Raw genomic sequence first — 10,880 nt, 5'->3', positions numbered from 1 at the left:
CCAGTCTCTCAGAGCACACCGATTTCCGCCAGCGCCGCGTTGAGGCCGGCGGGCAGGGGTTCTTCACGCTGGGCGCGGGCCGAAAGGTCGGCGGGGGCGTCCTCGGGTTTGAGGTAGCGCCAGCCCTGGAACGGGCGGCGGGGCATGGGGGTGGTGCGGATGATCTGCGGGTCGAGCACGATGCCGCAGCGGGGGATGCCATCCTGACCAATGACCTCGTCAAGCCGCAGGATGCGCTGGCGGGCGAGGCAATTGCCTTTGAACACCCAGTAAAGCGAGCCGCCCGAGAGGATCTCCTCGGCCCGTTTCGGCCACATGCGGGTGACGTGCCGCGGCAGGTTGTCCGGCAGTTGCTTGCGCCGCTGGGTTTGCCAGCGGGCCAGATCATCCGGGGTTTCAGTGCCAACGCAGAGCTTGATCAGGTTGATGTGATTGGTCATGCCGACATGCGCTCCCCAGTAGACTATATTGTAGGCCGGACGGGCCGAGCTTCAAGTTGTTGTGGGTCCGTCCATCGGGTATAGTGGGCGTCCTCAATTCAAGGGAATCGCGCCATGACCCGTTTTGCAGCCCCCATCGCCGAGCAGATATGGGACATGAAATACCGTTTCAAGCAGGCGGACGGAACCCCCGTCGACCTGTCCGTGGAAGACACCTGGCGGCGCATCGCCCGTGACATGGCGCGGGTCGAGGCGAATCCCGAGGTCTGGGAAGAGCGGTTCTACGCGGCGCTGGAAGATTTCAGGTTCCTGCCTGCCGGGCGGATCACCGCCGGGGCCGGGACGGCGCGGGCGGTGACGCTGTTCAACTGTTTCGTCATGGGCACGGTGCCCGACAGCATGGGCGGCATCTTCGACCAGCTGCGCGAGGCGGCACTGACCATGCAGCAGGGGGGCGGGATCGGCTACGACTTCTCGACCATCCGGCCCAAGGGCGCGGCGGTGTCGGGCGTGGCGGCGGACGCCTCCGGGCCGCTGAGCTTCATGGATGTCTGGGACGCGATGTGCCGGACGATCATGTCGGCGGGCTCGCGCCGCGGCGCGATGATGGCCACCATGCGCTGCGACCATCCGGACATCGAGGCCTTCATCGGCGCCAAGCAGGATGCCGCACGGCTGCGCATGTTCAACATGTCGGTGCTGGTGACCGATGACTTCATGGCCGCGGTCAAGGCCGACGGGCCGTGGGACCTGCAGTTCGACGGCAAGGTCTATCACACCGTGCAGGCACGTGACCTTTGGAACCGGATCATGAAGGCGACCTACGAATACGCCGAGCCGGGGGTAATCTTCATCGACCGGATCAATGCCGCCAACAATCTGAACTATGTCGAAACAATTGCCGCCACCAACCCCTGTGGCGAGCAGCCCCTGCCGCCGTACGGAGCCTGCCTGCTGGGGTCGATCAACCTGGCGCGGCTGGTCAGCGATCCGTTCTCGGACGCCGCGCATATCGATGAGGACGCGCTGGACGGGCTGGTCGCCACCGCCGTGCGGATGATGGACAACGTGGTCGATGCCTCGAACTTCCCGCTCGAGGCGCAGGCGGCGGAGGCCCGGGCCAAGCGGCGGATCGGGCTGGGTGTCACCGGGCTGGCCGATGCGCTGCTGATGAAGGGGCTGCGGTACGGTTCGGACGAGGCTGCCGCGCAGACCGAACGCTGGCTGAAGCGGATCGCGCGGGCGGCCTATCTGGCCTCGGTCGAACTGGCCAAGGAAAAGGGCGCGTTTCCGCTGTTCGATGCCGAGAAGTTCCTCGCCAGCGGCAACATGCGGCAGATGGACGACGATGTGCGTGGGGCGATTGCGGAGCATGGCATTCGCAACGCGCTGCTGACCTCGATCGCGCCCACCGGGACGATCTCGCTCTATGCCGGCAACGTGTCGTCGGGGATCGAGCCGGTGTTCGCCTATCGCTACACCCGCAAGGTATTGCAGAAGGACGGCACGCGGACCGAGGAGGAGGTCGTCGACTACGCGGTGCAGATGTGGCGCGACATGAAGGGCGACGCGGAGTTGCCGGAGTATTTTGTCAATGCGCAGGTGCTGCAGCCGTCCGAGCATGTGAAGATGCAGGCCGCGGCGCAGAAATGGGTGGATTCGTCGATCTCGAAGACGATCAACTGCCCGGAGGATATTTCCTTCGAGGCGTTCAAGGACGTCTACATGCAGGCCTATGAGACGGGGTGCAAGGGCTGCACCACCTATCGGCCGAACGAGGTGACGGGGTCGGTGTTGAGCGTGGCGGAGGAAAAGGAAACTGCGCTTCCGAAACTGGACCGGGCCGCCGACCGGCTGCGCTGGGCCATGGAGAACCAAGGCTATGCAAAGCCTTCAGAACTCGCGGATGCGATGGGGATCGAGCGCACTTACGTGAGCCGCTTCCTCAACGGGCACCGTGACCTGACGAAGGCTCACGCCGAGAGTTTCGCGAGAAAGCTGAAGGTCCCCGCAGGATGGCTCATGTTCGGTGTATCAGACACCGCCCCCGAAGTCACCGCCACCCCCGACGCCGAACCGCTCCAGCCGCATGGCGACGTGGTCTACATGTCCGAGCCGCTCGACCGGCCCGAACACCTCGACGGCAATACCTACAAGCTGAAGTGGCCGGACAGCGAACATGCCATCTATCTGACGATCAATGACATCGTCGTCGGCGGACGGCGGCGGCCTTTCGAGGTCTTCATCAACTCCAAGAACATGGAGCATTTCGCCTGGACGGTTGCCCTGACACGGATGATCTCGGCCGTGTTCCGGCGGGGCGGCGACGTGTCCTTTGTCGTGGAGGAGCTCAAGGCGGTGTTCGATCCGCGCGGCGGCGCGTGGGTGCAGGGCAAGTACATCCCGTCGATCCTCGCGGCCATCGGCGGCGTGATCGAGCGCCACATGATCGCGACCGGCTTCCTCGAGGGCGAAGGCATGGGCCTGAAGGCGGACCCAACGGCCCAGGTCGTGGGGCTGGAGGCCGCAGGCGGAGGAACGCGTGGCAAGGCGTGCACGTCCTGCGGCCAGTTCGGAATGCGAATGGTGGAAGGCTGCATGACCTGCGGGTCGTGCGGATACAGCAAGTGCGGGTAGCGCCCGGGTGGCACGGCAGTAGTTGTCGGACACATGAAATAGTGTCCATTCGCACTGTTTTTTGACCTCTCGACGCAGATCAAATGTCCAGCAGACGCGCTGTTTGTGGAGATTCCCTTTTTAATCAACGGCTTGCGTTCCGTCTTCAGCTTGGTTGATTGGGTGCGGCCTGGAGATGGTTCGCACCCATGGACTGCTTGATCTTGATCGATGTTTGTTCACTATATGTTCCAATGGTTCCGGAACCTTTCAACTCACGTCTTTCAGGCCTGACCAGGCCGAAAGCACTGCCGCAGCACCAGCGCTGCGTCTTGAAAGGACTCCACCATGACCGGTGCCACAACCAAGATCCCCTTCTGCGCAGCGCGGCCGCTCGACGACATCCCGCTTCTGTCTGAACTCCAGAACCGGTTTACACAGAAGCTGCGCGAAATCCGTATGGAGCTGAATCACCGCAAATCAGAAGGGCTGAAAGCCGAGAACTTTCGTGCCTTGATCACTGCCGCCGATACCGCAAAGATCAAGCGTCGCGCCGTGCGGTATCGCGAGCGTTTGCGCAGTCAGAGCGGAGCGGGGCATCTGCCGCAACGTAATGAGGTGATGCTTACCCCGCTGCGAGACGGGTTGCCCGTCGCACGGATCATGACCGAACATGAAGCGGACGAAATTGCGGCGGCACTCCACGAAGAGATGCCATGGATGGCTCCGGCGACGGAAGTCGTCTGGAACGGTCTGAAGGCGTCTGCCCGCGATGGATTGCCGGGCCTGAGGTTTCATCCGCTTGTGCTGGTCGGGTCGCCCGGTATTGGCAAGAGCTTCTGGGCACGACGTCTCGCGCATCATCTCGACGTACCTACCACGTCCATCGATGCCACCGGAGAGCCTGCGGCGTTCTCCCTGGTCGGGTCGCAACGTGGCTGGAGCACCGCGAACCCGGGAAAGCTGATGCAGACTGCGCTACGGGAACGGCACGCCGGGCCAATCGTGATCATTGATGAACTGGAGAAGGCCGGAAATGTTCAGTCGGCTCAGGGATCGCGCCATACTCTGACCGATGCGTTGCTGCCGCTCCTGGAGCGAATGACGGCCGCAACCTGGGAGTGTCCCTACTTTCAAGTCCGGTTCGACATGTCTTGGGTCAACTGGGTCATGACGGCCAACAGGCGCCGGGGATTGCCTGCGCCATTGCTCAGTCGCTGCGTCGCGCTCGATCTGCCAGAGCTGACAAGATCGCAGTTGCGGGGCTTTGTCGAAACACAGGGCGGGAAACGGGGGCTGTCGCGAGTGGCAATCGATGCTGTTTCAGATGCTATCCAACTGACGGTTTCGGGCGGTCGCCAGCCGAGCCTACGGACTGTCAGCCGCATGTTAGAGAACGCTGAACTACTGGCGCAGAGGCCGGTGCTGCATTGATGCCCGCGGTGCCCGAAGAGCGCCAAGGCGCTGGCGGGAAAATGCCTTTGCACTTGACGCTGCACGGTCCAAACTCAGCTCTCCGCAAGATTTCGAAGGCCCTACAGGTCCGAATAAATCCGTCATTGGATCTCCGTGGACCCTATGTTGCCATCCACGGTATAACACCCTCGGACGTCTTATTCATTGCGCAGGTTCTAGAGGATTGGGGAGCCACTACTCCGAGATAGAGCGGGCCTAACAACGGCTTAGTGTATCGATAAAACGTAGGTGACACTCCGGGAGCCAGATCGCCGCGATTCCCCGCGCCTCCGACCGACACTGAAGACCGGGCGGATTCCGGACATTCGCTGCGGGTGCAAGGTTACTAACCTGACGGGCGTGTTGCGGACTTTCGTTGTAAGTGACACAAACAGAATCGAAATACTCAAAAGCGAACACTCGACAAACAGTATCAACAGCTATTACTGAGCCGTTTAACGGAACTAAACCAGTTGCCTTAAGAGATGATTTCATCTCATAGGATGATCAAACGCTCACTTTAGCGCCGTGTATTTTGGTTGACAGTGCTAGCGAAAGATTCGACCGTTGGTTGGCTTGTTTGACATTTGATTGGGGTGGTGCAATTTGACAGAAAAGCTTGAAGCACTCCTAAGAAGTTTGACCTTTGAAAATTCCAGATCTTTCGCCCCCTTTGAAGTAAGACAAGACGTCGACCAAATCTACAGGCTGTTCGACCTAGAACGCACCATACGGTTCTTTGGGCAACGGTATTGGGAAAGTGAAAGCCGTTTCGAGAGTGCAAGACCTGGTCAATTACAATTAGAAAACGTAGCGGCTCATTCTTTTCAGGTTGCCAATACCGTTATGCTATTGGGTAATCGGTTTCCTGAACTCGATATTGGTAGGGCAATCGAGTTGGCCATCGTGCATGATCAGCTTGAGATGATTACTGGGGATAAAGATCCGGTAGGAAAACACGGCGACGGCTCTGACACTCACGCTTTCAATATTTCTGAAAGGAGTGCTAAATCTGCCGAGGAAGCCGCGGCGCTTGAAGAGTTTACTAGCAATTTAGCTCCAAAGACTGCTGTTCGGTATCATGATCTGATCTCTGAGGCTGCTGCTGAAAAAACTTTGGAGGCGAGATTTGTCAAAGCAGTCGACAAGCTACAAGCGTTGGCTTTCGTCAGGGTCAAGAAGGTAGGCGACGTTGGCCCCTCTCATCTTTCCTTCACTATCAGGTACTCACGAGAAGGCGTTAAGAAATTTCCTGATTTACAAGGGCACTATAGCTTGATTTTAAGAGACCTTTTGGCGGACATTGAACAAGCCTTTCCTGCAGACTTTCACTCCTATTGCGAAGTCACTTGCGAGATTCTAAGTGGTGATTTTATCCCACCGCGAGACCACTTGATGCGGGTTGCCTTAATTGGCAAATCTGGCGTGGGGAAATCGACTGTGGCCAAGCTACTGAACTACCATTCAGGAGCGGAAAGGGTTTCGTCGGGCACCATTTGCCGCCAGATCGCAAAATTGCTTTTTGGCAACGATGACAAGTCAACTACCCAGACACTCGATGATGCACTGACAAAAATCGATCCATCAATATTTTTGAATGCCGCACTGCTCGCCGCGCCAGCTGGGCGTTCGATATGCTTAGATTCTTTGCGCTTTAAGTCTGATTACGAGATCGCAAAGAGACGTGGTTTCACAATAGTAAGAGTGACCGCACCTGATGACGTTAGGGTAGAGAGATTGTACGAACGTGGGCAGAGATTTGATCTAGTGAAAGATGGCTCACATCGGTCTGAAATTGAACTGGACGAAGTGAACGTTGACTACACTGTTGAAAATAGCGGAGACATAGATGCGCTTGAATACTCCGTCCAGGCCCTGATCGGTTCGTAAATGCGCAAGAACATTTTTCTCCACTTCTTGAACCGTGATACTCGCGAAATTTTTCGAGTTTATGATGTCTTCCAGCGGCCTGCTCACGCGGCAATCTTGCGCCAACCTTTGAACGCTGCTGCCATTCTTTGCGAAGATGCGTGCTACGCACCACCTGGCTTTGTACTCGAGGATGACATCGCGTTCGAATTGTTTGAGGGTCAGTCGGCCTATCTTCGCACCGGCTTAGTGAAGTTGCCTATTCGTGAGCGGAGCTTGGCAGACTATGCCGAAAAGAAGCGAGGCGAATATGCTCCCGCAAGGAATAGATACTCTGGCTTGTTTGACGACAGCAGGCTTATGTCTTTGTCTTCTTACAGCGATGCACTGGTTGGCCGAAGGGCGCAAATTGGACCTGCCATAATCGCAGGTTTTGAGCAAGGTGTTGATACCAATGCAAAAGTTTGGAAACGCATCAAAGACAATGCTTCGGCGGAGGCAATTGCAAATCTCAGAGAAACACCTGCAATTCTTGCTGACCAAGGAAAAGCCCTGACTTGGTCGATCATATCACCTCATCTGATCGATGAAGCAACCCCTATGCATAAGGAGATGAGGGACGCACTACAAAATGTGTATTTCAAAGAATATTGCAGCGAATTTAGGCTGATTTTGCTGTCCGATGTCCCTCACATGCCAGAACTGTTTTTTTTGCCTTCCGAACGTACGATTTACAGCTTCCGAAGGCTGAAAGTGTTCCTTGACACCTTCGGAGGGTCGGCGCTCTTTCTCAGCGCGTCCGCTGATTTCATAGTAAGGATGAGACGGGCTTCAGGTTTTACTGAGTTATTCGATGCGTATGTACAACTCGCGAATTTGTTCCCAACGGACGGCGACTTGGCCTACCAAGTTCGACGTTCCGTTGAAAAAGCCAGCTTCAAATGGGACGATCTTGCGGCCAGAAGAAGTGATGCTTTGAGTGATCCCACTGAAATTGAATCCATCGAAATTGCAGATGCTTGTGCCGAATTAGCGGCTTCGCTATCGGCGGAGCACGGGTTAACTGGACGAAGGGATGGTTCCAATAAGCCCCATGCAACCAGATCGACCAGACACACTGGAGTTAGAAAGTTGAAAATAGCAATATTTGTTGCCTTGGAAGAAGAACTTGATGTTTTGCTGAGGCAGCTCGATTTCAAGCGCAACTCGAATGGCGGCGCTAGTGGTTCGATTCGCGAGGTAGAAGTTGATGTGCTTTGCCCTCGCGAAATGGGCCGAGTTGCTGCGGCGGTCGAAATGACTCAGTACCTTAGCCAATCTAAGCCAAAACCGGAGATGGTTTTCTGCATCGGCCTCGCTGGGGGGTTTGTCGAAGCCAAAATTGATCCGGGAACGGTTATTTGCTGCGATACAGTAGTCGATCTAGCGAACCGCAAAGTCTCGGACGATGAAGGTGGTAACGCGAACTCTAAATTCAGGAGGCGGGACTTCGATTGTAGCAAGACTGTATACTCTATAGCGAAATCAGTGGATTTCGACATCGACGATTGGGAAAAATACTGCCGTAATAACTTTGAATGGCCAGACGGTCGTGTTCCATCCCTAAAAGAGGGGAAAATCGCAAGCGTCGATGAGGTTGTGGCTAGTGACGATCACAGGGCCAAGATGGTTGAAAATGTTGACAAGCTTCTTGGTGTGGAAATGGAAGCTGGAGGAGTTTGCGCTGCCGCTCATAAATTCAGCGTACCTGTGTCCGTGCTGCGAGTAGTATCAGATATGGCAGACCCGTCGAAAGCCGATGATCGATGGCGGTCCACCGGTATGAAAACGCTAGCAGAACTGGTGAAGCGACTTCCCTTAGGTCAGGTAATTGATCTTGCTAAGAACTCATAGATGCAAGAGCCACTTCGCTTGCGAATATCTTCTGGGATAATGGCTCTAAAGAATCTAAATCGTTGATTTCACTCGGTAATCGGACCCATCTAGGGCTTCTGTGATCTGGTATATGTGATGCAAATTTTTCAGGCTGATCACACTCGAATGAGGTCAACACCACAACTGAGTTTTGCGCTTCCGAACTGTCTAGTAGACGCAGGCAATCGATTGCATCAAGTTCAACTGTTTTGATTATCTCTTCTACGAGCTGGCGCGGCAAGCCAGTTTGCTCTTGGAGTGTGCGGAATGACGCTTCTTTCAAGCCCAAGTGATCTCTGGAGAAGAGGTCGATATCAACGCCTTTGAGATATCCGAGGAAGCCGAAGGATCTTCCTTGCCCATAGCTAGGATCACGTTGCGAATTCACAGTTAAGACTCGGCCAAGGCTCTTGATTGACACCAAGAGCCGAAGGTGGACTAACTGCAAGGATTTTTCTGCTTCGACCAATGGAACCTGCTTCGAGAACGCTGCCAAAACTGACGTCAGCGGAACAAAACTCTCGCGGTCCTTCCAGATGCTTTCTAGGTCTTCTCTATCTGCACAAATAACGTCGAATTTCTTGAGTTGATACGCCCTCAATGGTGCAATGAACTCTTCAGATGACTGGTCTTCAACACCCAGACGCGACCTTAGAACAAACCTACCAGGTGCCACTCTGGCAAATGCTGTGCGTTCTCGGTTTCGCAGCAAATCTTCCGACAGGCGAGCTTGCAGCGTTTTATGCTGTGTCTTTCCAAATAGGTGTTCTGGAACCAGCTGCAGACGGTAGGCGGCCTCCAATATCTCAGGAGCTGAGAGTGGTTGGTTTGTTTTTCTAAGGACCGCTTCGGCAAGCTGAAGATAAGAGTTCATGACAATAACGACTTTGCTGACGAACCTTTGTTGAGCAAACGAGTTTCCATTGTCTCTTCACACTGGAGTACATCAAGATGTTTGCGCAAGTGTACGATGAAGAGACTGAGTTGGCCACCCTGTCTGACGTCAGCACTTGTGGAACAGGTTTGAGGTTTTCGAAACGGAGGTTTTCTGGTTCATCGTAACCTTGATGGAGTGAAGATGAACAAGAAAAACGTCTGCGGACTGTGAGTTCGCCGTTGGCATGATTGCGCGGCCGCAGCGAACGGCTAGTTCGACGGGCCGCACCGCAACATCCAACTTGCCATTTGGTCGACAGGTCTGGGCCGGGCTTCACTGCCGAAGCAACCGCTACCGCCCGACTTTGCAAACTCAGCTTCCTGCGCGTTGCTGTCGTTCGTGGTCCGCGCAGCGAAGGTCCGGAATCCGCCCGACCTCCAGTGTTGTTCGCAGACGCGGCGAAAATCGAGCACGCGCGGTGAACGGCAGGAACGTCCGCACTGCCGACCTTCGTCTTCAAGGCCGTGCTGCACGATGCCATGGGTGACCGGTTCGGGGAAACTGCATCGCAGCGATAGCCGAGCCGGCGAAAGTCCGGATTGGGCCGTTCATGCCGCCGCGGAGCGTGTGCGATCTGAGAGATGCCGCGCTGCATCCGAGGTCGGCTCAGAGCCCACAGGAGACCGATCGAATTCTCGCTGCGAGCGCTCGCGGCGCGAAAATCGCCGCGCCTGCTCGGTTGATAACACTGCGCGGCGGCGGAGATTCCTGCCATTCGTCGACGCCACAGCAATTTTCAGACAAAAAAGTTACGGGGAGCGGGACCAAGTTGCCGTTGGTCTAACTTCGGTTCTTCGATCTTGGCGCGCTACAAGGTATACGATTAAAGTCCATTTATTGGCTCAACCGCATAGTACCAGCTGTTTCTTTCAGGGTAAGACTTTACAGAAGCGCGGAAAAGGGTGGCTTCACCAATCAGGGAAGTTGCCACTGAACTTCACGCGCCCATTCTGGCACTTACCACTTATAGGCGTACTGACTCCAGGTTTTGTACCAACCGGTGCCGTAATAGCGGTTGGTGTCCGTGTTGATGATTACTACATGCCCGCCCCAATAGCCGCCGGGTTGGTGCTGAAACACCGCCCAGATTCCCTCTCCTGTCGGGATTGTCGTGCGGTGCTCCGTGTGCATTTTCTTGAACCAGCACCACATGTTGCGGGCTCGAAGCGGGCGTTTCGAAGACGTGCCGCAACGTCCGTCACCATCGATGCAATCGTTCGGCGGCAAAAGCTCAACATAACCAGCGCGGATGAAGGCATCCGACAACTTGTGGGCACAGTTATTCTCATAGTTTGCGGTATCACCACCGGTGCAATTATCGTTATAGGCCACCGCAGCCGCTGCGATGGATTTCGCTTCAGCCAAGCTATTGCGTAGGCTCTCGACATCGTGTTCATCGGCTGGAAGCGGATCACCGGGCTCATGGGGCGGCATGGGTGGCGGTGCATGATTTTCCATGTCCGCAGCGCTCATCGCCGCGTTTTTGATTTTAGGCGTTTCGGGCATGATTTCCTCCAACGGTTGACAAAAAATATTGCGAAACAACTGTGCTCCGTGCAACACTGAGCAATCAAGAGGGATTGCGGCAGACAAATGTCAGTCGGATTTAGAAAAACGGATTTCACATTCCGCGGCGAATAAAGTGCCGG

Annotated in this window: 7 protein-coding genes; 4 read left to right on the top strand and 3 right to left on the bottom strand. The window is 55.7% G+C overall.

Going from position 1 to position 10,880, the window contains the following annotated elements:
- Positions 1–8: 8 nt before the first annotated feature.
- Positions 9–440, bottom strand: coding sequence for a DUF1489 family protein (locus AC04PT_RS18295; protein ID WP_482875225.1), 432 nt, complete (start codon positions 438–440; stop codon positions 9–11).
- Between the two features lie 114 nt (positions 441–554).
- On the opposite strand from AC04PT_RS18295, the gene AC04PT_RS18290 reads away from it, so the two are divergent.
- The 4 genes from AC04PT_RS18290 to AC04PT_RS18275 all read left to right on the top strand — a co-directional run bounded on the left by AC04PT_RS18290 (position 555) and on the right by AC04PT_RS18275 (position 8,273).
- Entirely contained in the window at positions 555–3,077 is a 2,523-nt protein-coding gene (locus tag AC04PT_RS18290) for an adenosylcobalamin-dependent ribonucleoside-diphosphate reductase (protein ID WP_482875224.1), read from the top strand.
- A gap of 327 nt (positions 3,078–3,404) precedes the next feature.
- Complete coding sequence (locus AC04PT_RS18285) at positions 3,405–4,490, top strand: AAA family ATPase (protein ID WP_482875223.1); 1,086 nt, start codon at positions 3,405–3,407, stop codon at positions 4,488–4,490.
- Between the two features lie 627 nt (positions 4,491–5,117).
- Positions 5,118–6,401, top strand: coding sequence for an HD domain-containing protein (locus tag AC04PT_RS18280; RefSeq protein ID WP_482875222.1), 1,284 nt, complete (start codon positions 5,118–5,120; stop codon positions 6,399–6,401).
- Positions 6,402–8,273, top strand: coding sequence for a 5'-methylthioadenosine/S-adenosylhomocysteine nucleosidase family protein (locus AC04PT_RS18275; protein WP_482875221.1), 1,872 nt, complete (start codon positions 6,402–6,404; stop codon positions 8,271–8,273).
- Here the strand turns inward: AC04PT_RS18275 and AC04PT_RS18270 are convergent.
- Together AC04PT_RS18270 and AC04PT_RS18265 are read right to left on the bottom strand one after the other, a co-directional pair.
- A complete protein-coding gene (locus AC04PT_RS18270) occupies positions 8,260–9,168 on the bottom strand; it encodes a winged helix-turn-helix domain-containing protein (protein WP_482875220.1) in 909 nt (302 codons plus the stop codon). The genes AC04PT_RS18275 and AC04PT_RS18270 overlap by 14 nt on opposite strands.
- 1,020 nt (positions 9,169–10,188) lie before the next feature.
- Complete coding sequence (locus AC04PT_RS18265; protein ID WP_482875219.1) at positions 10,189–10,776, bottom strand: hypothetical protein; 588 nt, start codon at positions 10,774–10,776, stop codon at positions 10,189–10,191.
- Between the last annotated feature and the right edge of the window lie 104 nt (positions 10,777–10,880).

It is taken from the genome of Litorisediminivivens sp. KMU-197, assembly GCF_056858395.1.
The sequence above is the reverse complement of the archived record's forward strand: the minus strand, read 5'-3'. Positions and strand labels throughout refer to the sequence as shown.